The 21,188-nt window shown below is 71.6% G+C and carries 18 protein-coding genes and 2 pseudogenes; 5 read left to right on the forward strand and 15 right to left on the reverse strand.

Annotation, left to right across the window (positions count from 1 at the left end; all coding sequences use genetic code 11):
• Positions 1-15: 15 nt before the first annotated feature.
• Entirely contained in the window at positions 16-810 is a 795-nt protein-coding gene (locus FPZ22_RS10370; RefSeq protein ID WP_144892737.1) for a thymidylate synthase, read from the forward strand.
• Positions 811-812: 2 nt separating this feature from the next.
• Positions 813-1,328, forward strand: a complete 516-nt coding sequence (locus tag FPZ22_RS10375) for a dihydrofolate reductase (RefSeq protein WP_144892739.1) — start codon at positions 813-815, stop codon at positions 1,326-1,328.
• A 25-nt stretch (positions 1,329-1,353) separates the two neighbouring features.
• On the opposite strand, the gene FPZ22_RS10380 is transcribed toward FPZ22_RS10375, so the two are convergent.
• The 9 genes from FPZ22_RS10380 to FPZ22_RS10420 all read right to left on the reverse strand — a co-directional run bounded on the left by FPZ22_RS10380 (position 1,354) and on the right by FPZ22_RS10420 (position 10,291).
• On the reverse strand, positions 1,354-2,178 hold the full coding sequence (locus FPZ22_RS10380) for a symmetrical bis(5'-nucleosyl)-tetraphosphatase (protein WP_144892741.1): 825 nt from the start codon (positions 2,176-2,178) through the stop codon (positions 1,354-1,356).
• Positions 2,178-2,561, reverse strand: a complete 384-nt coding sequence (gene apaG, locus FPZ22_RS10385; protein ID WP_144892743.1) for a Co2+/Mg2+ efflux protein ApaG — start codon at positions 2,559-2,561, stop codon at positions 2,178-2,180. The genes FPZ22_RS10380 and apaG overlap by 1 nt, the downstream gene beginning before the upstream one ends.
• A gap of 35 nt (positions 2,562-2,596) precedes the next feature.
• On the reverse strand, positions 2,597-3,406 hold the full coding sequence (gene rsmA / locus FPZ22_RS10390; RefSeq protein WP_144892745.1) for a 16S rRNA (adenine(1518)-N(6)/adenine(1519)-N(6))-dimethyltransferase RsmA: 810 nt from the start codon (positions 3,404-3,406) through the stop codon (positions 2,597-2,599).
• On the reverse strand, positions 3,403-4,392 hold the full coding sequence (gene pdxA, locus FPZ22_RS10395) for a 4-hydroxythreonine-4-phosphate dehydrogenase PdxA (RefSeq protein ID WP_144892747.1): 990 nt from the start codon (positions 4,390-4,392) through the stop codon (positions 3,403-3,405). Before pdxA ends, rsmA begins: the two co-directional genes overlap by 4 nt.
• A 1-nt stretch (position 4,393) precedes the next feature.
• The gene (locus FPZ22_RS10400) at positions 4,394-5,692 is read right to left on the reverse strand and encodes a peptidylprolyl isomerase (protein WP_144892749.1); all 1,299 of its coding nucleotides are present in this window, start codon (positions 5,690-5,692) and stop codon (positions 4,394-4,396) included.
• On the reverse strand, positions 5,689-8,106 hold the full coding sequence (gene lptD / locus FPZ22_RS10405; protein ID WP_246120692.1) for an LPS-assembly protein LptD: 2,418 nt from the start codon (positions 8,104-8,106) through the stop codon (positions 5,689-5,691). Before lptD ends, FPZ22_RS10400 begins: the two co-directional genes overlap by 4 nt.
• An 86-nt stretch (positions 8,107-8,192) precedes the next feature.
• Positions 8,193-9,116 (reverse strand): histone deacetylase family protein, encoded by a 924-nt coding sequence (locus tag FPZ22_RS10410; protein ID WP_144894128.1) that lies wholly within the window; start codon positions 9,114-9,116, stop codon positions 8,193-8,195.
• A gap of 18 nt (positions 9,117-9,134) precedes the next feature.
• Positions 9,135-9,689, reverse strand: a complete 555-nt coding sequence (locus FPZ22_RS10415) for a cob(I)yrinic acid a,c-diamide adenosyltransferase (RefSeq protein ID WP_144892753.1) — start codon at positions 9,687-9,689, stop codon at positions 9,135-9,137.
• Between the two features lie 5 nt (positions 9,690-9,694).
• The gene (locus FPZ22_RS10420) at positions 9,695-10,291 is read right to left on the reverse strand and encodes a hypothetical protein (protein ID WP_144892755.1); all 597 of its coding nucleotides are present in this window, start codon (positions 10,289-10,291) and stop codon (positions 9,695-9,697) included.
• Positions 10,292-10,370: 79 nt separating this feature from the next.
• On the opposite strand from FPZ22_RS10420, the gene ubiH reads away from it, so the two are divergent.
• Complete coding sequence (gene ubiH / locus FPZ22_RS10425) at positions 10,371-11,591, forward strand: 2-octaprenyl-6-methoxyphenyl hydroxylase (RefSeq protein WP_144892757.1); 1,221 nt, start codon at positions 10,371-10,373, stop codon at positions 11,589-11,591.
• The gene (locus FPZ22_RS10430; protein ID WP_144892759.1) at positions 11,588-12,778 is read left to right on the forward strand and encodes an FAD-dependent oxidoreductase; all 1,191 of its coding nucleotides are present in this window, start codon (positions 11,588-11,590) and stop codon (positions 12,776-12,778) included. Before ubiH ends, FPZ22_RS10430 begins: the two co-directional genes overlap by 4 nt.
• 21 nt (positions 12,779-12,799) lie before the next feature.
• On the opposite strand, the gene FPZ22_RS14110 is transcribed toward FPZ22_RS10430, so the two are convergent.
• The 4 genes and pseudogenes from FPZ22_RS14110 to FPZ22_RS10450 all read right to left on the reverse strand — a co-directional run bounded on the left by FPZ22_RS14110 (position 12,800) and on the right by FPZ22_RS10450 (position 17,675).
• Positions 12,800-13,576, reverse strand: a complete 777-nt coding sequence (locus FPZ22_RS14110) for a hypothetical protein (RefSeq protein WP_246120693.1) — start codon at positions 13,574-13,576, stop codon at positions 12,800-12,802.
• A 99-nt stretch (positions 13,577-13,675) separates the two neighbouring features.
• Positions 13,676-14,755 (reverse strand): 23S rRNA (cytidine(2498)-2'-O)-methyltransferase RlmM, encoded by a 1,080-nt coding sequence (gene rlmM / locus FPZ22_RS10440; protein ID WP_144892761.1) that lies wholly within the window; start codon positions 14,753-14,755, stop codon positions 13,676-13,678.
• A gap of 55 nt (positions 14,756-14,810) precedes the next feature.
• Positions 14,811-15,389, reverse strand: a complete 579-nt coding sequence (locus tag FPZ22_RS13675; RefSeq protein WP_168199031.1) for a nucleoside deaminase — start codon at positions 15,387-15,389, stop codon at positions 14,811-14,813.
• A gap of 533 nt (positions 15,390-15,922) precedes the next feature.
• A pseudogene (locus FPZ22_RS10450) lies at positions 15,923-17,675 on the reverse strand (glutamine--tRNA ligase/YqeY domain fusion protein).
• A 14-nt stretch (positions 17,676-17,689) separates the two neighbouring features.
• On the opposite strand from FPZ22_RS10450, the pseudogene msrA reads away from it, so the two are divergent.
• Positions 17,690-18,387, forward strand: a pseudogene (msrA, locus tag FPZ22_RS10455) (peptide-methionine (S)-S-oxide reductase MsrA).
• 105 nt (positions 18,388-18,492) lie between these two features.
• Here the strand turns inward: msrA and FPZ22_RS10460 are convergent.
• Both FPZ22_RS10460 and ahpF read right to left on the reverse strand, forming a co-directional pair.
• A complete protein-coding gene (locus FPZ22_RS10460; RefSeq protein WP_144892765.1) occupies positions 18,493-19,449 on the reverse strand; it encodes a LysR substrate-binding domain-containing protein in 957 nt (318 codons plus the stop codon).
• A gap of 29 nt (positions 19,450-19,478) precedes the next feature.
• Entirely contained in the window at positions 19,479-21,077 is a 1,599-nt protein-coding gene (ahpF, locus tag FPZ22_RS10465; protein ID WP_144892767.1) for an alkyl hydroperoxide reductase subunit F, read from the reverse strand.
• Positions 21,078-21,188 lie beyond the last annotated feature (111 nt).

Below are 21,188 nucleotides of genomic sequence, written 5' to 3' on the forward strand. Positions count from 1 at the left end.
CCCGGAGCCCAACGCATGCGCCAGTACCTCGACCTCCTGCGCCACGTCCTCGAACACGGTGCCGAGAAGGCCGATCGCACGGGCACCGGCACGCGCAGCGTATTCGGCTGGCAGATGCGCTTCGATCTCGGTGAAGGCTTTCCTCTGGTCACCACCAAGAAGCTGCACCTGCGCTCGATCGTGCACGAGCTGCTGTGGTTCCTGAAGGGCGAGACCAATACCGCTTACCTGCGCGAGAACGGGGTCACGATCTGGGACGAATGGGCCGACGCCGACGGCGAGCTCGGCCCGGTCTACGGCAAGCAGTGGCGACGCTGGGCGGACGGTCGCGGCGGCGAGATCGACCAGATCCGGTGGGTGATCGACGAGATCCGCCGCAATCCGGACTCCCGCCGGCTGGTCGTCAGCGCCTGGAACGTCGCCGACCTGCCGGCGATGGCGCTGCAGCCCTGCCACGCGCTGTTCCAGTTCTATGTCGTCGACGGGAAACTCAGCTGCCAGCTCTACCAGCGCAGCGGCGACATCTTCCTCGGCGTGCCCTTCAACATCGCAAGCTATGCGCTGCTGACGCACATGGTGGCGCAGGTGGCCGGCCTGGGCGTGGGCGACTTCGTGCATACGCTGGGCGATGCGCACCTGTACTCCAATCACTACGACCAGGCGCGCGAGCAGCTCGCGCGCGAGCCGCGGCCGCTGCCCAGACTGGTGCTGAACCCGGCGGTGGACGACATCTTCGCCTTCACCTTCGACGACATCGCGATCGAGGGCTACGACCCCGCGCCCGCCATCAGGGCGCCGGTGGCGGTCTGAGCATGCCGACCCGTGCGGAGCCCCCCGTGATCGTGCTGGTGGCCGCAGTCGACCGGCGACTGGCCATCGGCCGCGGCAACGCACTGCCGTGGCACCTCCCCGACGACTTCGCGCACTTCAAGGCACTGACGCTCGGGAAGCCGATCCTGATGGGCCGCAAGACCGCCGAATCGCTGGGCCGCGCGCTGCCGAAGCGGCGCAACCTGGTGCTGACGCGCAGCGGGCGCGTCCCGTTCGAGGGCATGGAGGCCGTGGATTCGCTGGACCGGGCACTGGCGATCGCGGCCGACGACGGCATGGGCGAGCTGTGCGTGATCGGCGGCGCCGGGGTCTATGCGCTTGCGCTGCCGCATGCCTCGGTGATGCAGCTGACCCACGTCGATACCGTGGTGCGCGATGCCGATGCCTTCTTCCCCACGTTCGATCGCGATGGATGGACCGTCGCTTCACGCGTGCCGCACGCGGCCGACGGCCGCCACGCCTTCGCCTTCGAATTCGTCGAATACCGTCGCGCCTGACGCTGCATCCGTCCGCGCAGGATCCTCAGCCCTGCGGCTTGCCCGGGACCTGCACCACGCACAGCTCCTCGGAGTCGAGCCTCAGCGCCGTCAGCTTGCCGCCCCAGACCGCGCCCGTGTCGATGGCATGCACGCCGTGGCCGATGAACAGCCCCAGCGTCGACCAGTGGCCGCAGACCAGCTTCATGCCGCGCTCGACGCGCCCCGGCACGGAGTACCAGGGATAGAGTCCCGGCTGCTGCGTGCCCGGCGCGCCCTTCTCCTCGAACGCGATGCGGCCGCGCGGACTGCAATAGCGCATCCGGGTGAAGACGTTGATGATCGCGCGCTGGCGGTCGATGCCGCGGAGGCCACTCGACCACGCCGGGCGGTCACCGTACATGTTGCGCAGCAGGCCCTGGCGGTTGTTCCCCCGGAGCACGCGCTCGACCTCGGCGGCCATGGCCAGGGCATCGTCGGCCGTCCACTTCGGCGCCAGGCCGGCGTGCACCATCATCCAGCCGAGTTCGCGGTCGGCGTGCACCAGGGGGCGAGCGCGCAGCCAGTCCAGGAGCTGGTCGCGGTCCGGCGCGAACAGCACGCGCTGGAGGTCGGGATTGACCTTGCGCTGGTCGGCCTCGCGTCGCTCGGCGATGGCCAGCAGGGACAGGTCGTGGTTGCCGAGCACGACTTCCACGCTGTCGCGCAGCGAATGCACCAGGCGCAGTGTTTCCAGCGATTCGCCGCCGCGGTTGACCAGGTCGCCGCAGAACCACAGGCGGTCGCGCGCGGGATCGAAACCGATGCGCCCGAGCAACCGCTCGGTGGGCCCCAGGCAGCCCTGGAGGTCGCCGATCGCCCAGACCGCCATCAGTGCAGCGTGCGCGGGACGGCGAGGGTGAACGGCGGGATCGGCGCGTCGAAGCGGGTGCCGTCGTCGCCCACCATGCCGTAGCTGCCTTCCATGGTGCCGACCGCGGTCTCGAGCACCGCGCCCGAGGTATAGGTGAACTGGTCGCCCGGCTCGATCCGCGGCTGTTCGCCGACGACGCCGTCGCCGCGGACCTCTTCCACATGACCGTTGCCGTCGGTGATCACCCAGTGGCGGTCGAGCAGCTGTGCCGCGTAGCGGCCGAGGTTGCGGATGCGGATGGTGTAGGCGAAGACATAGCGATCGTCCTCGGGCGCGGATTCCTCGGGCAGGAAGCGCGTGGCGATCTGGATTTCAAGGGTGTAGTCGGCAGTCTCGTCCATCGTGCGAGTGTAAGCGCTGGGCGTGAATACTTGGACTACGCCGCGGGCAGCGCATTGGCCAGGCGCACGAAGTCCGGGACCGAAAGCTGCTCGGCGCGCAGCGACGGGTCGACTCCGGCGGCGGCGATCTCCTCGCCCGAGCACAGTGCCTGCAGCGCGTTGCGCAGGGTCTTGCGGCGCTGACCGAAGGCCGCGCGGACGATCGCCGCGAAGCGCGCCGGGTCGTCGATGCCGACTTCGGCCGGATCGCGCGGCACCAGTCGCACCACCGCCGAGTCGACCTTGGGCGGAGGCCTGAATGCGCCCGGACCGACGTCGAACAGCGCGGTGACCCGGCACCACGCCTGCAGCATCACGCTCAGCCGGCCGTAGACCTTGCTGCCAGGCGCGGCCGCCATGCGGTCGACCACTTCCTTCTGCAGCATGAAATGCATGTCGCGCACGGCGGCGGCGTGGTCGAGGGCATGGAAGAGGATCGGCGAGGACAGGTTGTAGGGCAGGTTGCCGACCAGGCGCAGCGGCGTGCCGCCGGCAAGGGCGGTGAAGTCCACGTCGAGCACGTCGGCGTGGATCAGCTCGAGCTCGCCGTGCTCTCGGGCGCGCACGGCGAGCGGCGCCAGCAGGTCCCGGTCGAACTCGATCGCGGTCAGGTGGCCGTGGCGCTCGAGCAGGGGGAAGGTCATCGCGCCCTGGCCGGGACCGATCTCCACGATGCGGTCGCCCGGCTTCGGATCGACGGCGAGGATGATCCGGTCGACCACGCCGCGCTCGTGCAGGAAGTGCTGGCCCAGGGCCTTCTTGGCCGGTTCGCGGAAGCGGCCGTCGTGGGTTTCGTGCGGATTCATGCGGTCCGCTCCCTGGCGGTGCGCGCCCGGGCCAGGCGGGTGCAGGTTTCGATGGCCGCGAACAGGCTCGACGGGTCGGCCTTGCCGCTGCCGGCCAGGTCGAGTGCGGTGCCATGGTCCACCGCGACCCGCGGCCACGGCAGGCCCAGGCTGATGTTGACCGCCTGCTCGAAGCCGCTGTGCTTGAGTACCGGCAGGCCCTGGTCGTGGTACATGGCAAGGACGGCGTCGAAGTCCGCCAGCTTCGCAGGAAGGAACGCGGTGTCGGCCGGCAGCGGCCCTTCGAGATGCATGCCTTCGTTGCGCAGCCGGGCGAGCACGGGCTGGATGACCTCGATCTCCTCGCGGCCGAGGTGGCCGTCCTCGCCCGCGTGCGGGTTCAGGCCCAGGATCGCGATCACCGGATCGGGGATGTCGAAGCCCTCGCGCAGGGCGGCGTGCAGGATCCGCAGCGTGCGTTCCAGCCGGGCCGGCGTCAGCGCGTCGGCGACCTCGCGCAGGGGCAGGTGTTCCGTGACCAGCGCCACGCGCATGGTCGGGTTGGCGAGCATCATCACGGTATCGCAACCGGTGTGCCGGGCGAGCAGGCCGGTGGTGCCGGTGTAGGCGATGCCGCCGTCATTGATCGCGGCCTTGTGCACAGGCCCGGTGACCATGCCCAGGCAATGGCCGGCGCTGCAGGCATCCGCGGCCGCGAGCAGCGCGCCCACGGTGGAGGCCGCATTCACGGGTTCCGGCCGGCCGGGCGCGGCGGCGGTGGCCGTGGGCAGGTGGTGCAGGACGAACTCGCCGCCCGGTGCCCTCAGGAGGTCCGGCGCACTGCGTTCCAGGGGCAGGCCGATGCGGCGCGCGGCGTCCACCAGCACGGCACCGTCGCCGAAGATGTCCAGCCGGGCGTCCCAGCGCTGCTGCAGCGCGCGTGCGCACAGCTCCGGCCCGACGCCGGCCGGCTCTCCCGGGACCAGCGCGAGCCGCGGACCTTGCATCTCAGGTGCCGGCGGCTCCGGAGGCGGGACGGATGTCGATGAAGGCCTCGCTGCGCATCTCGCGCAGGAAGCGGTTCCATTCGTCCTCCAGCTTGCGCTGGCCGATCGTCTCCCGGACCTGGTTGCGGCGACTTTCGGTGCCGACGTCCGTCTGGCGCGTGGCCACGCGCTGCATGATGTGCCAGCCGGCCTGGGTGCGGAAGGGTTCGGAGACCTCGCCGTCGCGCAGCGCCACCACCTGGTCGCCGAACTGCGGGCCGAAGGTCTCATGCGCGAACCAGCCGAGGTCGCCGCCGCTGTCGCGGGAGATCGAGTCCTCCGAGGTGTCGCGGGCGACGGCCGTGAACTCCTCGCCGCCGTCGATCCGCGCGCGGATGGCGTCGATCCGGGCCTTGGCCGCCTGGTCGTCGCCCCGGACGAGGATGTGGCGCGCGTTGTACTGGGTGACCATCTGCGCACCGGCGGCGCCCGCATCGCGGATATCGACGAGCTGCAGCAGCTGGAAGCCGCTCGGGCCCCGAACCGGGCCGAGCACCTGCCCGGGCTGCATGCTGCCCACGATGCCGCTGAACGCCGAGGGGATCTCGTCGGCGCTGCGCCAGCCGAGGTCGCCGCCTTCCAGGGCGTTGGGGCTGTCGGAATAGCGCACGGCCGCAGCCGCGAAGTCCATCTCGCCGCGGTCCAGCAGATCCTTGATGCCGTCGATCTTCTCCTGGCCCACCGCGATCTGCTCGGGCGTGGCGCCGCTGGGCAGGGCCACCAGGATGTTCGCGAGCCGGTACTGGCTGCCAACCGCCTGGTTGGCCATCGCCGCATCGACCTCGCCCTCGGTGACCACGATCGTGCTCTGGGCGAAGCGCTGGCGCAGCCGCTGGATGGCGAGTTCGTCGCCGAGCGAGGCGCGGAACTCGCCGAAGGACACGCCTTCCATCGCCAGCTGCTGGCGCAGCTGGTCGGGCGTCAGGTTGTTCTGGCGGGCGATCGCGGCGATCGCGGCGTCGAGCTCCTCTTCCGAGACCCGCACGCCGGTGGCCTTGGCGCGCGCGGTCTGCAGCTGCACCAGGATCAGGCGCTCGAGCACCTGGCGGCGAAGCACGGGTCCTGGCGGCAACTGGTCGGCGCGGCCGGCGTACTGGGTGACGATGTTCCGCACCGCACGTTCCAGCTCGCTCTGCAGGATCACGTCCTCGTCGACGATCGCGGCGATGCCGTCGATCGGCTGCACGTCCTGCGCGATCGCGGGGACTGCAAGGACGACGAGGGCCAGGGCGAAGGCGAGGGAAAGGAGTGGCTTCTTCATGGGGACACGTCGGCCGGGGGCGGGATGCCGTCGTCGTTGCGGACTTCGGGCGGAGGCACCAGGTAGAGGTCCTCGCGGTGGTAGCCGAGAATAGCACGGCGCAAACGGTCGGTCGTTTTGGGGCCGGCCGAGCCGAGGCCCTTGAATTCGATCTCGAGCTGGATCGCGTCGTTCATCTCGCCAAGGTAGTTGCGCACGTAGCGACGCGCCACCAGGCGCGCGGCCACGCAGCAGCTGTCCCACTGGACTCCGGCGATGCCTTCGAGGAGCTGGTTGTCGAGCAGCGAATAATAGTAGCGCCCGACCAGGCTCCACGAGGGATCCAGCGGGTAGAGGAACGAGAAATCCACCTGCTCCAGGAGGTCCGCCCGGGTATCGGCGTTGCGCCGGTAGCGGTAGGACAGGTTGACCACGCCGTCGTCGCCGACCAGGTAGCGGGTGCGGACGCTGGCCAGGTCCTCCTGGCTGGAGGCCGGGTTCCAGTGATAGGTTCCGCCGATGCTCCAGCGGTCGTTGATCTCGTAGCTGGCGTCGGCGATCCAGGCCGACCGGCCTTCACGGATGACCGGTGAGCCGGGGCCGAGACCGACGCGTGAATCCTCGAAGTAGTGGATCTGGCCGAGGCTGGCAGCCAGCTTCTCGCGGCCGGTCTCGGCGTTGACCAGGCGGGTGGTCAGGGCGAGGGTGAGCTGGTTGGCATCGGCCTGGCGGTCGGCGCCGGTGAAACGGTTGTCCCGGAACAGCTGGCCCCAGCTGTAGGACATGGCCTGGGTGTCGAGCAGCGGCAGCGCGGACTGGTCGCGCCAGGGCGTGTTGAGGTAGAAGAGCCGCGGCTCCAGCGTCTGCAGGTGCTGTTCGCCGCGGAACAGCAGGGTGCGATCGAAGTACACCCCGGCATCGACCGTGGTGATCGGCAGGCTGCGCGAGGGTGAGGCGTCGGGCGCGATGCCCTGGGCCTGGGCGACCAGTCGGGCCAGGTCGTCCTCGAGCTCGTAGCCGGTGTAACGCCAGGCCAGGGTCGGGGTGATGTACCAGGCTGCGCCCTCCAGCGGCATCGACACCCAGGGTTTGAAGTCCAGACGGCTGCCGCCCGGCCGCGCGCGGCTGTCGGCATGCTGGAAGCGGGTGAGGTCGGCCGAGGCGCCGGCCACCAGGAAGCGTCCGAAGCTGTCCTCCCAGTTGGCGTAGAGGCGCGGCAGGCGATGGTAGGGAAGGACGCGCTCGGGCTGGGTGTAGTCGCCCAGCTGCCAGTAGTCGGCCATGATCCCCGCGTCCCAGCTGCGCCCGCGGCCATAGACGCCGAGATCGCTCCTGACCGAAAAGTCGGTGCGGCCCTGGAGGTTGCTGCTGGAGTCCTCGAGGTAGCGTGGATCGCTGGCCCAGGACAGGTTGGTGCGCGCCTGCCAGTGGCGGTTGACGGCCTGCTGGCCGCTGAAGCGGAACATGCCGCGGTCGTCCTTGCGGCGATTCTCCGGCAGGATGCCCTGGTCGATCTCGTCCTGCCGGCCGTCGCGCGCCAGCCGGTCGGAGGGAAACAGTTCGACGTCGAACACGCCGCTGCCGCCCTGGGTGCGGTAGCGGAATTCCGTGCCCAGCATCAGGCCGCGCCTGGTCATCAACCGCGGCTCCAGAGTCATGTCGTAGTGCGGTGCCAGGTTGAGGTAGATCGGCTGGCGCCAGTCGAAGCCGTTGCGGCTGGAGTACGAGATGCTGGGATACAGCAGGCCGGTCCTGCGCCGGTTGTCGGTGGGGAAGGCGAAGAGCGGAACGTACAGCACCGGCACCTTGCCCAGGCGCAGGGTGGCGTTGCGGGCGATGCCCTGGCCCTCGTCGTTGTCGATGTCGATGCGCTCGGCGCGCAGCTCCCACCAGCGGTCGTCGGGCGGGCAGGTCGAATAGGTGGAGCCGTAGAGCGCTCCCTGCGCACCCTTCATTTCGATGCGCTCGGCGCCACCGTTGCCGCGGCGCTCCGTGAGCTGGTAGGTGACGTTGTCGACGCGGTGGGTGTCGGCCTCCTGGTCGCCCTCCAGGCGCTCGGCGACCAGGCGCATGCCCGAGTCCTGGTAGCGGACGCGGCCGCTCGCGACGTAGGTCGAGCTCTCGCTGCGGTACTCGAGGTTGTCGGCGCCGAGGAACTGGTCGCCGCGGCGCAGGGTCACGTTGCCGGAGTATTCGAGGCTCTCGCCGTCGACGCCCGCGAGCCTGTCGCCGGCGATGTCGGTGGGCAGCGAAGCGCGGTCGGCCGGGCTGCCGGTGGCCGGATGCGCATCCGGGAACTCGGGCACCGACTCCACGATCGGACACAGGCTCCAGTCCGGCTCGATGTCATCGTCGGCCGCCGCGGCCGGATGGTGCGCCGCCAGTGCGCAGGCGATGCACAGCGGCAGCGGGAGCAGGCGGAGGGCTTGGCGCACGCAGGATCCCGGGGGGCGAAAGGCGGCGGCTAGCTTGCCGCATCGCCCGTGCAGCGGCAATCCATGACGGGTGAACGGCGGGCACCTCAGCGCGGCATGCAGGCGGCCAGCGCGCGGGCGTGGACGATGCTGCATTCGGCCAGCGCGGGCAGGTCGTAGCCGCCCTCGAGCACCGAGACCACGCGGCCGCCCGAGTGGCGGTGCGCGATGTCCACCAGCTCGCTCGTGAGCCAGGCGAAGTCGTCTGTTTCCAGCGCGATGTGCGCCACCGGGTCGGCGCGGTGGCCGTCGAAGCCGGCCGAGACCAGAACCAGCTGCGGCTCGAAGCCCTCGACCGCCGGGAGCAACTGTTCGCGCCAGGCTTCGCGGAAGCGATGGCTGCCGGTGCCCGGCTGCAGCGCGGCGTTGTACATGTTGCCGATGCCGCGGTCGCGCGGATGCCCGGTATCCGGGAACAGCGGCATCTCGTGGGCGCTGGCATAGAGCACGCGCGGCTCGTCGGCGAAGATGGCCTGGGTGCCGTTGCCATGGTGGATGTCGAAGTCGACCACCGCCACCCGCGCCAGGCCATGCCGGTCGAGCGCGTGCGCAGCGCCCACCGCCACGTTGTTGAACAGGCAGAAGCCCATCGCATGCGCCGGCATCGCGTGATGGCCGGGCGGCCGGACCGCACAGAAGGCGGTCTCCGCCTCGCCGGCCATGACCAGGTCCACCGCCGCGACCACGGCGCCGGCCGCGCGCAGCGCCGCCTCGGGCGTGCCGGGCGAGAGCACGGTGTCGGGGTCGAGCCGTACCGGGCCCTCGTGCGCGGATTCCAGCACGGTGTGCAGCAGCAATGGGTCGTGCACGCGCAGCAGCTGGCCGCGGGTGGCGCGCGGAGCCTCGCGCCAGTCGAGGCCGGGAACGTGGTCGCGCAGGGCGGTCACCACGGCGCCGAGCCGGGCGGGAGACTCGATGTGTCCGGGACCGGGGTCATGCGCGAAGCATGCGGCGTGGGTATAGACCGACAGCCGCGGCGCACCCATGGCTCAGGCCTTGCGGCGCTCGTGTTGCCAGATGACCTCGTCATGGCCGCCCGAACGCGCGAGCACGCGGCAGAGCACGAACAGCAGGTCCGAGAGGCGGTTGAGATAGCGCACGGTCTGCGGCCGCACGGCTTCCTCGCGCGCCAGCGCCACAGCGCAGCGCTCCGCGCGGCGGACGACGGTGCGCGCGACGTGGCAGCGCGCTGCGGCTTCGCCGCCCCCGGGAAGGATGAATTCCTTCAGCGGCGGCAGGTCGGCGTTGTAGTGGTCCAGGTGCTGCTCGAGGCGGGTGATGTCGTCGTCGTCGATCGCGGCGTGGCCCGGAATGCAGAGCTCGCCGCCGAGGTCGAACAACTGGTGCTGGATCGAGGTCAACAGGTCGCGCACCGGGTCCGGAACTTCCGCCGCGAGGACCACGCCGATGGTGGAATTGGCCTCGTCGACGGTTCCGTAGGCTTCGACCCGCAGCGAGTCCTTGCCGATGCGGCTGCCGTCGCCCAGCCCGGTGCTGCCGTCGTCGCCGGTGCGGGTGTAGATCTTCGAGAGGCGGTTGCCCACGGCGCTCAGCGGCGTCCGTGCCGCCGCGCGGGGGCGGCGTGGCGCGCCACCGCCTCGGAGACCGCCTGGGCGATGGCGGCAACGGCCACGAACATCGCGGTGGCGCCGAGGTAGGGCAGGAACCAGTGGCCGTAGTTGGCCGCCCAGCCGGCCACGGTCGGTTCGGCGACGGCGGGCGACAGCCAGTAGAAGCCGCCCTGCGCGAACAGGTGGCAGACCGCGGTGGCCAGGACCACGGCCATGGCGGCGCGCGCCAGGGCGGCCGCGCTCGCGCCTTCGTAGCGGCTGCGCAGCCAGTGGCCGCCGGCCCACATCGCGGCGTGCGCGGGGACCAGCATCCAGTAGCCCGGCGAGACACAGTAGTGCGAGAAGAAGTCGATGCCCTGGCGGCTGATCACCACGTAGTCGATCAGCACCGCCAGCGCCATCAGCGCCGGGAACGCCCAGCGCGCCCAGGCGCGCAGATGGAAGCCGCCGATCAGGAACACCGCCCAGGACGCGTCCGGCACCGGAGTGAAGTGGGTGAAGACGTGGCTCCGCGTGGCCGCCATCAGCAGCACGAGCAGCGACAGGACGATGGCGCGTTGCAGGGTGGTGTTCATGTCGCGGGAGGCTCCGGCGGGAATCGCATGGTCCGGGCATTCTAGCGAATGGCGGCGGTCGCGGCCGTATCATGGCGGCATGACGGCGATACACGACGTGGCGATCATCGGCGGCGGCCTGGTCGGGGCCAGCCTGGCGATCGCGCTGGAAGGCAGCGGGCTGGACGTGGCCATGGTCGAGGCGGCGCCGGCCGGGGCCATGCCGGCGGTCTTCGACGAGCGCAACCTGAGCTTCGCCGAGGCCACGGTCAACGCACTCGCCGCGCTCGGCGTGATGCAGCGCCTGCGCGCGCCCACCGGCGCCATCGTCCGCATCCACGCGAGCCGCCGCGGCGACTTCGGCCGCGTCCTGCTGGAGGCCGCCGAACACGGCCGCGAGGCCTTCGGCCAGGTGGTGGTGGCGCGGGATTTCGGCGAGGCGCTGGAGGCGCGGCTGTCCGGCGTGGCCGGCCTGGTCCGGCACCGCGGGACCCGCTTCACCGGATTCGGGGCTGTCGGGGACGGATGCCGTGTCCTGGAGCTCGCGGGCGAAGGGCCACCGCGGATGCGCGCGCGGCTGGTGGTGGCGGCCGACGGCGCGACCAGCGGCGTGCGCGACGCGCTGGGCATCGGCGCCAGCCGCCACGATTACGGCCAGGTCCTGATGGTGGCGCGGCTGCGGGCGGCGCGCGCGCCCGACGGGACCGCCTACGAGCGCCTGGGAGACGACGGCCCGACCGCCCTGCTGCCGCGCGGCGATCGTGCCTGGGGCCTGGTGCACGGCGTCGCGGCGGCCGACGCCGAGGCCGTGAAGGCGCTGGATGAAACCGGCTTCCTCGCGCGCGTCCAGGACGCCTTCGGCTGGCGGGTTGGTCGCCTTCTGTCGGTGGGACCGCGCAGCGCGTATCCGGCAGTGGCGGTGCGCGCCGCCGCGCTGGCGGCCACGCGCGCCGTGCTGGTCGGCAACGCCGCGCAGAGCATCCACCCGGTGGGCGCGCAGGGTTTCAACCTCGGCCTGCGCGATGCGCTGACACTGGCCGGACTGCTGGTCGCCTGCGCGCGCAGGGGAGGCGATCCGGGCGAGGCCTCGTTGCTGTCCGCCTACGTCGCGCGCCGCGAAGAGGACCGCAGGCGCACGCTCGAATTCTCCGATGGGTTGGCGCGCATCACCGCCAATCCGGGGCACGCTGCCTCGTTGCTGCGCAGCGCCGGACTGGTCGCGCTGGCGGCGCTGCCCTCCCTGCGTGCGGGCCTGGTCGGTGGCGCCATGGGCTACCGCGGCGACGTGCCGGATGCCTGCCGCAGCGGAGCGGCGCGATGAGCCGGGGCATGGTCGATGTCGCCGTCGCCGGTGGCGGCGTGGTCGGCGCCGCGGCGGCCCTGGCCCTGGCGCGGCTCGGTCTGTCGGTGGTGCTGGTCGAAGGCCGCGCGCCGCCGGCGTGGTCGGAGTCCCGGCCCGACCTGCGCGTGTTCGCCTTCGCCCACGACAATGCCGCGCTGCTGGACGACATCGGCGCCTGGGCCGGCATCAGCGGCCGCGACGGCGCCCCCACCCGTCTGCAGCCCTACCGCCGGATGCGGGTCTGGGACGCGGCGGGAGGTGGCGAGCTGGCCTTCGATGCCGATCGCCTGGGGCGCCGGGAGCTGGGCTGGATCGTCGAGAACGTGCTGCTGGTCGATCGCCTCTGGGCCTGCCTGCCGGGCGCCGGCGTGGAGGTGCGCTGTCCGGCGCGGGTGGAGGAACTGGAACAGGACGAGCGCGGCGTGCGCCTGCGCCTGGACGATGGTCGCAGGGTGGCGGCGCGGATCGCCCTGGCGGCCGACGGCGCCGGTTCAACGCTGCGCAGGCTCGCGGGCATCGAGGTCCACGGCCGTGCCTACGGTCAGTCCGGTGTCGTCGGCTATGTGCGCACGGAGCGGGACCATGAGGCCACGGCCTGGCAGCGCTTCCTGCCGGGTGGCCCCTTGGCCTTCCTGCCGTTCGCGGACGGCAGCTGTTCGATCGTCTGGTCGCTGCCCACCGCGGAGGCCGATGCCGCGCTGGCCATGGACGATGCCGAGTTCGGTGCGGCGCTCGGGCGCGCCTTCGACCGCCGGCTGGGTCGGGTCGAGCCCTGCTCGCCGCGCGCGGCCTTCCCGCTCCGCCTGCAGCTCGCACACAACCATGCCGAGGGTCGCGTGCTGCTGATCGGCGATGCGGCGCACGTGGTCCATCCGCTGGCGGGGCAGGGGGTCAACCTCGGCCTGCGCGACGTGACGGCGCTGCGCGACTCTGTCGCCACGGCGCTGGCACGGCGGCAGGCCTGGGACACCCCCCAGCGCATCGCACGCTGGGCCCGCGCGCGCCGCAGCGAGGCGACCGTGGCGGCCCACGCCTTCGACGCGATCAACCGCGTCTACACCAGCGACTCACCCGCCGCGGTGCTGATGCGCGGACATGCGCTGGGACTCGCCGGGCGCTTGCCGCCGGTGACGGCCGCGCTCTGGCGCCGCGCGGCCGGAGTCTGAGCCCCGGCCGCACGGCGCGGATCAGCGCATCCAGCCCTTGAGCTCGTGGGCGTCGAGGGCGCCGTCGTTGTTGTTGTCCACGGCGTTGAACTCGGCGGTCAGCGTGGCGTTGCCGCGGGCTTCGGCGCGCGAGAGGACGCCGTCGCCATTGCGGTCCATCGCAGCCATGTCGATCCGGTATTCGCCGATCACGGAGTCCGGGGTGCTGGAGGTGATCGTGACCTGCGGTTCGCTGGGGTAGGTCCCGGTCGGCGGCTTCCGCTGCGGAACCTGCGGTGTGGGCGGCGTGTCCGTGGCCACGCGGGCGGTCTCGGCCGCGGCCTCGGCTTCGAGCGCCGCCTGTCGTGCAACGCTGCCGGCGGCGTTGGCGCTGCCGGCGGCCTGGCGGGAACGGACGGCCGCTTCGACCGGCATCGCCGTGCCGCCGTGCGTCGCGGCGTTCGCGCCGCCGGCCTGGTTGGCGGAACGCCTGGCCTCCTGCGCTGCGCGCTCCGCGGTGCGCGAGGCCTGGTCCGCCTGCCAGGCGCTGTAGTCGGCCTGGGCCTGGCCATGCGCGGTCATCGATCCGCCACGCTTTTCCGCGGCGGCCTCGCGTGCGGCGTTCCGCGCGTCGCGGGCGTCCTGGTCGGCGGCGCGGGCGTCCTGGTGGGCGGCCTTCGAATCAACCGTGGTCCGGCTCCTGGCGTCGGCGGTGCCGACGGTTTGTGCGGCCAGGCTGCCACTGCCGACCAGCGTGCAGGCGGCAAGGGCGAAGACGAGGGGGTGCGCGGCTGCGGGGCGAAATGGGTGGAGTGTCATGACATGTCTTCCGTTGCGGGACCACGTCGGACGCTAACGGCACGATCATTAAGCCCCGGTCTGCGTTGATCTGCCGGTCGCTGAACGCCGGGCCGGGATTCAACCGCCGGCGGGCATCGCCAGGACGGTGATCTCCTCCCGGTCGTGGTACAGCTGGCGCGCGCGCAGTTCCAGCGGCCGCTGCGCCTCGCGCCGGAAGACGTCGAGGCACAGGGCCGTTTCCATCCAGCGCTTCTTCATCGGCAGCTTGAGGTTGAACACCGCCTGTCGGCACCAGCCTTCGCGGAACCACGTGGCCATGCGGGAGGCGACACGCCGCGGCTGCTCGACCATGTCGCAGACCATCCACTCCAGGGGGCGCGCCGGTTGCCAGTGGAAGCCGTCGGCGCGCAGATGTTCGACGCCGCCCGCGAGCAGGACGTGCTCGCGCAGAGGCCCGTTGTCGACCGCGGTCACGTGCAGGCCGGCGCGCTGCAGGACCCAGGTCCAGCCGCCGGGCGCCGCGCCCAGGTCGGCGGCGGCCATGCCCGGGCGCAGCAGGCGTGTGCGCTCTTCGTCGTCGAGCAGGGTGAGGAAGGCCTCCTCGAGCTTCAGCGCCGAACGCGAGGGCGCGTCACGGTGCAGGCGCAGCCGCGGCACGCCCATCGACCACGGTGACGCATCACGGGTGTCCGCGACCGCCAGCAGCATGTGGTCGCCGGCGAGCAGGCAGACATGCAGGCGCGGGCGGCGTGCATCATCGGTCGCGGACAGCAGCCCGGCCTTGCGCAACGCCGGTCGCGCCGCGTTGCCGAGCGCGCGTGCCAGTCCGGCCAGCGGACGGGCCTCATCGCTGTCGGGATGCTCGACCATCAGGGCGCCGAATGCCGGGCCGGCGGGGCGGTCCTCGGCGCGGTGCGCGCGCAGCGCCGCGAGCAGCGGCGCGATCCGGTCGCCGGTGTCGATGCCCTGCAGTTCGGCCAGCAGCACCAGTTTCTGCCGGGCGAAGACCAGCTGGCGCCAGGGCAGGGCCCGCGAAAGCGCAGCCGCGTCGCCATCGGGCACGAGAAAGCGCACGAAGCCGCTGCCGCGCCCGGCGGCGGCATAGCCGTGGTGGCCGGCTTCGGCGGCGCGCTCGCCCAGCTCGGCGGCGAGCTCCGGCTCGAAGCCGGCGCGGCAGTAGCACAGCAGGCCGCTCATGCGGGGCGGGGCGGGTGCACGGGGTTCCGAGGGCCCGTCAGGGGCATCAGGCACATCAGTAAGACCGGCCGCCGCCGCGGCCATAGGCGGCGAGCACGGCGCGGGCGCGCTCGCGCTCGACATCGCGCACCACTTCGATGCCGCGCCGTGCAAGTTCGCCGGTCCAGTCTTCAGGCAGCGGGCCTTCGTCGAACTCGGTGAGCGCCTGCACGTCGTCCGCGCGCGCGCCGATCAGCAGCCGGTCGACCCCCGCCCATACCGTCGCGCCGTAACACTGGCAGCAGGGCTGGGCGGAGGTGGCCAGCGTGTACGGGCCGCAGGGATTGCCGGCCTCGTCGAGATTGATGCGTGCGCGGCCGAGGGCCTGCTGGGCCAGCATGTAGGCCATGTTCTCGGCGTGGGCCAGCGAGGTCGACTGCGGCAGCACCACGTTGACGCCCGCGGCCACCACGCGCTGGTCGGGACCGAACAGCACCGCGCCGAAGGGGCCGCCTGTCCCCTCGTCGATATTGCGCGCGGCGAGGGTGATCGCCAGCGCCACCTTGTCGGCGTCGGCCGGATACGTACGTTCGCGGTCGATGGCGTCCGGGACCCAGTCGGGCAGCCGCAGGTCGACGCGTGCGGGCAGGCTCATCGGGTCACTCCTCCGGACAGCGGCGGCCCGGAGGGGGAGGGCATCGGACGGCGCCGGCTCGCAGCGGCTGGCGACGCAGGCGCAGGCCTGGATCTCGCGGAAGCCGCAGACGCCAGCCACCCCGGACCGTGCACAGGCCGCCTGCACCGCCTTCGGATCGGGTTCGGCGCTCCTGTTCACGCAGGCCGGGTAGTAGCCACAGCAGTTGCCGACGTTCTTCACCGCGCAGTCGGCGTCGATCCGGCAGCTGCGGTCGAGGTCCGGCAGCCCGGCGACGGCGCCATGGCGCGGCGGCGTCGCCGGTGCGGGCAGGACCGTCGCGGGCAGCGGGTCGCTCATGGGGGGCGGCTTCACGCCGTCGGCGGGCTGCGGTGCCGCGCATGCCGCCATCGTCAGCGCGAGCAGCAGCGTGAAAGCGGACGGGAGGAGGCCGCGCATAGGGAAGCTCCGTGTCTCGGGCGACGCCGGCATGGTAGCGCCGCCCTGCGCGAAGGCCGTGGCAGGGGCCGTCGCGTGGGGCGGCCTGTCGCCGCTCAGGCATTCGCCGCCCAGGTGTCGCGCAGCGTGACGCTGCGGTTGAATACCGGTGCGCCCGGGCGGTGATCGCAGCGGTCGGCGACGAAATAGCCCAAGCGTTCGAACTGGAACGAGGTCTCCGGCTCCGCATCCGCCGCCGCCGGCTCCATGTAACCGCGCGTCGAGACCCGTGATTCCGGGTTGATGTGATCGCGGTAGGTCCGGCCGTCGCTCTCGTCGTCCGGATCGGGCACCAGGAACAGGCGGTCGTACAACCTGATCTCGGCCTCGACCGCGCGCGTCGCGTCGAGCCAGTGGATGGTGCCCTTGACCTTGCGGTTGGCACCTTCCATGCCCGGACGCGACTCCGGATCGAGCGTGCAGCGCAGCTCGACGATGGAACCGTCGGCGTCCTTCACCACCTCGTCGCAGCGTACGATTCCGGCGCCGCGCAGGCGCACTTCGCCGCCGGGCACCAGGCGCTTCCAGCCCTTGGGCGGAACTTCCCGCGAAGTCGTCGCGCTCGATCCACAGCTCGCGCGAGAACGGCACCTCGCGCTCGCCGAAGCCCTCGTCCTTCGGATGGTTCGGGAAGCGCAGCGTCTCGGCGTGGCCTTCAGGCAGGTTGACGAGCACCATCCGCAGCGGATCCACCACCGCCATGCGCCGCGGCGCGCGGGCGTCGAGATCCTCGCGCAGCGCGCCCTCGAGCACCGAGAAGTCGATCATCGAGTTCTGCTTGCTGATGCCGATGCGGTCCACGAACAGGCGCAGTGCGCCCGGAGTGTAGCCGCGCCGGCGCAGGCCCTGCAGGGTGTACATGCGCGGATCGTCCCAGCCGTCGACCAGGCCTTCGGCCACGAGCTGGGTCAGCTTGCGCTTGCTCATCACCGCGTAGTTGATGTTCAGGCGCGAGAACTCGATCTGGCGCGGCTTCGCGGCCTCGATCGGCAGGCCCTTCGCGGCCAGCGGCGCCAGCAGCTCCGGGTTTCCGGCCAGGTCCACCCGGTCCACGCACCAGTCGTACAGCGGGCGGTGGTCCTCGAACTCCAGCGTGCACAGAGAATGGGTGATGCCTTCCACGGCATCGCCCAGCGCATGCGCGTAGTCGTACATCGGGTAGATCGGCCAGGCGTCGCCGGTGTTCTGGTGCGGGACCTTCTTGATCCGGTAGATCGCCGGGTCGCGCAGGTTGATGTTGCCGCTGGTCATGTCGATCTTCGCGCGCAGGGTGCGCGCGCCGTCGTCGAACTCGCCCGCGCGCATGCGCCGGAACAGGTCGAGGTTCTCCTCGACGCCGCGGTTGCGGTACGGCGACTCTCTGCCAGGCTCGGTCAGGCTGCCGCGGTACTCGCGCACCTCGTCCGCGCTCAGGTCGCAGACGAAGGCGTCGCCCTGGCGGATCAGTTTCTCGGCGGCGAGGTAGAACACTTCGAAATAGTCCGAAGCGTGGCGCAGGCTGTGCCAGTCGAAGCCCAGCCAGCGCACGTCATCCTGGATCGCCCGCACGAACTCCGGGTCTTCCTTCACCGGGTTGGTGTCGTCGAAGCGCAGGTTGCAGCGGCCGCCGAACTCCTCGGCGATGCCGAAGTCCAGGCAGATCGCCTTCGCGTGGCCGATGTGCAGGTAGCCGTTGGGCTCGGGCGGGAAGCGGGTCCGGATCGCGGTGTGCTTGCCGCTGGCCAGATCGTCGCGGACGATCTGGCGGATGAAGTCCTGCTTCACGGGCGCCGGGTCGGCGCCGGCCGTGGTGTCGTGGGGTCCGGTCATGCGTGTCGTCGGGGATGCGGGCGCGGCCTGCGCCATGGGCCGGGCAGTGTAGCGGAGCGGCACGGGCGCGGCTTGCAGGCGCGACGGCCGCGCGACCATCATCGGGGGCCAGCCGGAACCGGAGCGCCGCCATGCGCCTTTCGAACGTCCACCACGTCCACGGACGCCCCCTGCAGGGAGACTTCCCCGGGATGTCCCGCGTGGTGTTCGGGATGGGCTGCTTCTGGGGCGCCGAGCGCCTGTTCTGGACGTTGCCGGGCGTGGTGACCACGGCCGTGGGCTATGCCGGCGGGGATGCACCCGCCCCGACCTACCGCGAGGTATGCAGCGGGCGCACCGGGCACGCGGAGGTGGTCCTGGTGGTGTACGACCCGGCGGGAATCTCCTTCGAGGCCCTGCTGACCCGCTTCTGGGAAGGCCACGATCCGACCCAGGGCATGCGCCAGGGCAACGACGTCGGCAGCCAGTACCGCTCGGTGATCCACTGCCACACCGAAGGACAGTATCGGGCGGCCATCGCCAGTCGCGAGGCCTACCAGCAGCGCCTCTCGGCCGCCCGTCATGGTCCGATCACCACGGAAATCGTGTACCCGGCCCCCCCCCCTTCCACTACGCGGAGGAGGAGCACCAGCAGTACCTGTCGAAGAATCCGCACGGCTATTGCGGACTGGGCGGCACCGGCGTCCTCTGCCAGACGGGCACGGCCCCCTGATCCTGCGCCGGGGGACGCGCTGAGCTGGAGCGATGCGGGACCGGATCCGGACGGGGCAGGACAGGCCGGATCCGGCGGGGAGCACCGGCCGCCCTGAAGGCGTGGCTAGACGGCGGGTGCGTTGTCGAGGCGGACCGGTGCGACGACAGCGCCGGATGCCGGCGGCTGCAGCAGGTCCGGCGGCAGGCGGCGCATCACCTGGGCGAGTTCGCCCAGGAAGTCGCCCATCGCCGTGCTCCGGCGCCAGACCATGGCGATGCGGCGGCTCGGCGCCGGGGCGCGGAAATCGACGAGTTCGATGCTCTCCGAGCGCGCCACCGGCGGCTTCACCGCCAGCGTCGGCAACAGGGTCACGCCGACGTTGGCCGCGACCATCTGGCGCAGCGTCTCGAGGCTGGTGGCCTGGAACCCGCCCTTCTCGCCGGCGCCGGAAAGATGGCAGACGTCGAGCGCCTGGTCACGCAGGCAGTGGCCGTCGGCGAGCAGCAGCAGGCGTTCGTCGGCCAGGTCGTCGAGCGCGATCGGGCCGCGGCCGGCCAGCGGATGCGTCTCCGGTACGGCGAGCACGAACGGCTCCTCGAACAGGAACTCCACGTGCAGCTGGTCGTCGCCGACCGGCAGCGCCAGCAGGGCGGCATCCAGGCGGCCCTGCTGCAGGCGCTCGAGCAGCACGTCGCTCTTTTCCTCCACCAGCAGCAGTTCGAGCTCCGGGAAGCGCGCGCGGATCGCCGGCACCACGTGCGGCAACAGGTACGGGCCCAGCGTGGGGAACAGCCCCAGCGCCACCTTGCCCGCCTCAGGGTCCTGGCTGCGGCGCGCGGCCTCGCGCATCTGTTCGATCTCGGCCATCACCCGCCGCGCGCGGGCGGCGACGTCGCGCCCGGCGGCGGTGAGCATGACGTTGCGCGGCGCGCGTTCCACCAGGGCTACGCCGAGCTCTTCCTCCAGCTTGCGGATCTGGGTCGAGAGCGTGGGCTGGCTGACGAAGCTCGCCGCCGCCGCTCGCCCGAAGTGCAGGTGGTCGGCGAGAGCGATGAAGTAGCCCAGGTCGCGCAGGTTCATGGCGGTGCCTCGCTGTGGCCGTGGCCGGCTTACGCCGTGGCCGCCTCGGCGCCGGCGACGGCGACGGCGGCCGGGCTGCTGCTGCGGATCAGGTGGTCGAAGGCGCTCAACGAGGCCTTCGCGCCTTCGCCCATGGCGATCACGATCTGCTTGTAGGGCACGGTGGTGGCGTCGCCGGCGGCGAACACGCCCGGCAGCGAGGTGCGGCCGGCAGCGTCGACGACGATCTCGCCGCGGGGGCTGAGCTCGATCGAGCCCTTCAGCCATTCGGTGTTGGGCAGCAGGCCGATCTGCACGAACACGCCCTCCAGCTCGACGCGGTGGCTGTCGCCGCCGACGCGGTCGCGATAGACAAGCCCGTTGACGCGCTTGCCGTCGCCGAGCACCTCGGTGGTCTGGGCCGAGGTGATGATGCGCACGTTGGACAGGCTGCGCAGTTTGCGCTGCAGGACTTCGTCGGCGCGCAGCTTCCCGTCGAATTCGATCAGGGTGACGTGGCTGACGATGCCGGCCAGGTCGATCGCGGCTTCGACGCCCGAGTTGCCGCCGCCGATCACGGCCACGCGCTTGCCCTTGAACAGCGGGCCGTCGCAGTGCGGGCAGTAGGCCACGCCCTTGTTGCGGTACTCGTCCTCGCCGGGCACGCCCATCTGCCGCCAGCGCGCGCCGGTGGCGAGCACCACGGTGCGGCCGCGCACGCTGGCGCCGCTCTCCAGCTGGATCGTGGTCACGCCGTCGGCGTCCTGGGTCAGCGCGGTGGCGCGCTGCAGGTTCATGATGTCGACCTCGTACTCGCGCACATGCGCCTCGAGCTGCGCCGCGAGGCGCGGGCCCTCGGTGTGCGGTACGGAAATGAAGTTCTCGATCGACATGGTGTCCAGCACCTGGCCCCCGAAGCGTTCGGAGGCGACGCCGGTGCGGATGCCCTTGCGCGCGGCATAGACCGCGGCCGCCGCGCCCGCCGGACCGCCTCCGACCACCAGTACGTCGAACACGTCCTTCTTCGCGATCGCCGCGGCCTCACGCTTCGCGGCGCCGGTGTCGAGCCTGGCGACGATCTGCTCGAGGTTCATGCGGCCCTGGTCGAAGACCTCGCCGTTGAGGAACACGGTCGGCACCGACATCACCTCGCGCGCCTCGACCTCGTCCTGGAACAGGGCGCCGTCGATCGCCACATGGTGGATGCCGGGGTTCAGCACCGCCGCCAGGTTCAGGGCCTGGACCACGTCCGGGCAGTTCTGGCAGGACAGCGAGAAATAGGTCTCGAAACGGTATTCGCCCTCGAGGTTGCGGACCTGCTCCAGCAGCTCCGGCGCGGCCTTGGACGGGTGGCCGCCGACCTGCAGGAGCGCCAGCACCAGCGAGGTGAACTCGTGCCCCATCGGGAGGCCCGCGAAACGCAGGTCGATGTCCTGGCCCGGCGAGGTGATGGCGAAGGAGGGCTTGCGGTGGGCGTCGTCGCGCGACACCTCGACGCTCACCTTGTCGGACAGCGCGCGGATGTCCTCCAGGAGCTCGAGCATCTCGGCCGACTTCGCGCCGTCATCGACGCTGGCCACGAGCACCACCGGGCGCTGCAGGCGCTCCAGGTAGGCCTTGAGCTGGGTCTTGAGATCGTCTTCGAGCATGGGGAACTCCTTCGAGAGGCAAGGCGGGGGCCTGCGACCCGTCGCGGGACGGGTCGCCACCGGCGTGGGGATGGACCGCAGGCCGCGCCGTGGCACGGACTCCGGTCCAGC

Source organism: Luteimonas granuli (assembly GCF_007795095.1).
Taxonomy (GTDB): Bacteria; Pseudomonadota; Gammaproteobacteria; order Xanthomonadales; family Xanthomonadaceae; genus Luteimonas; species Luteimonas granuli.

Bases quoted from the DNA above. Each gene is read 5' to 3' on its own strand.
- ubiH (WP_144892757.1), top strand. From the start codon at position 10,371: ATGACGGCGATACACGACGTGGCGATCATCGGCGGCGGCCTGGTCGGG.
- FPZ22_RS10380 (WP_144892741.1), bottom strand. From the start codon at position 2,178: ATGGCGGTCTGGGCGATCGGCGACCTCCAGGGCTGCCTGGGGCCCACC.
- FPZ22_RS10460 (WP_144892765.1), bottom strand. From the start codon at position 19,449: ATGAACCTGCGCGACCTGGGCTACTTCATCGCTCTCGCCGACCACCTG.
- FPZ22_RS10420 (WP_144892755.1), bottom strand. From the start codon at position 10,291: ATGAACACCACCCTGCAACGCGCCATCGTCCTGTCGCTGCTCGTGCTG.
- rsmA (WP_144892745.1), bottom strand. From the start codon at position 3,406: ATGAATCCGCACGAAACCCACGACGGCCGCTTCCGCGAACCGGCCAAG.
- FPZ22_RS13675 (WP_168199031.1), bottom strand. From the start codon at position 15,389: ATGAGCCTGCCCGCACGCGTCGACCTGCGGCTGCCCGACTGGGTCCCG.
- FPZ22_RS10375 (WP_144892739.1), top strand. From the start codon at position 813: ATGCCGACCCGTGCGGAGCCCCCCGTGATCGTGCTGGTGGCCGCAGTC.
- pdxA (WP_144892747.1), bottom strand. From the start codon at position 4,392: ATGCAAGGTCCGCGGCTCGCGCTGGTCCCGGGAGAGCCGGCCGGCGTC.
- FPZ22_RS10430 (WP_144892759.1), top strand. From the start codon at position 11,588: ATGAGCCGGGGCATGGTCGATGTCGCCGTCGCCGGTGGCGGCGTGGTC.
- FPZ22_RS10400 (WP_144892749.1), bottom strand. From the start codon at position 5,692: ATGAAGAAGCCACTCCTTTCCCTCGCCTTCGCCCTGGCCCTCGTCGTC.
- ahpF (WP_144892767.1), bottom strand. From the start codon at position 21,077: ATGCTCGAAGACGATCTCAAGACCCAGCTCAAGGCCTACCTGGAGCGC.
- FPZ22_RS14110 (WP_246120693.1), bottom strand. From the start codon at position 13,576: ATGACACTCCACCCATTTCGCCCCGCAGCCGCGCACCCCCTCGTCTTC.
- rlmM (WP_144892761.1), bottom strand. From the start codon at position 14,755: ATGAGCGGCCTGCTGTGCTACTGCCGCGCCGGCTTCGAGCCGGAGCTC.
- FPZ22_RS10370 (WP_144892737.1), top strand. From the start codon at position 16: ATGCGCCAGTACCTCGACCTCCTGCGCCACGTCCTCGAACACGGTGCC.
- apaG (WP_144892743.1), bottom strand. From the start codon at position 2,561: ATGGACGAGACTGCCGACTACACCCTTGAAATCCAGATCGCCACGCGC.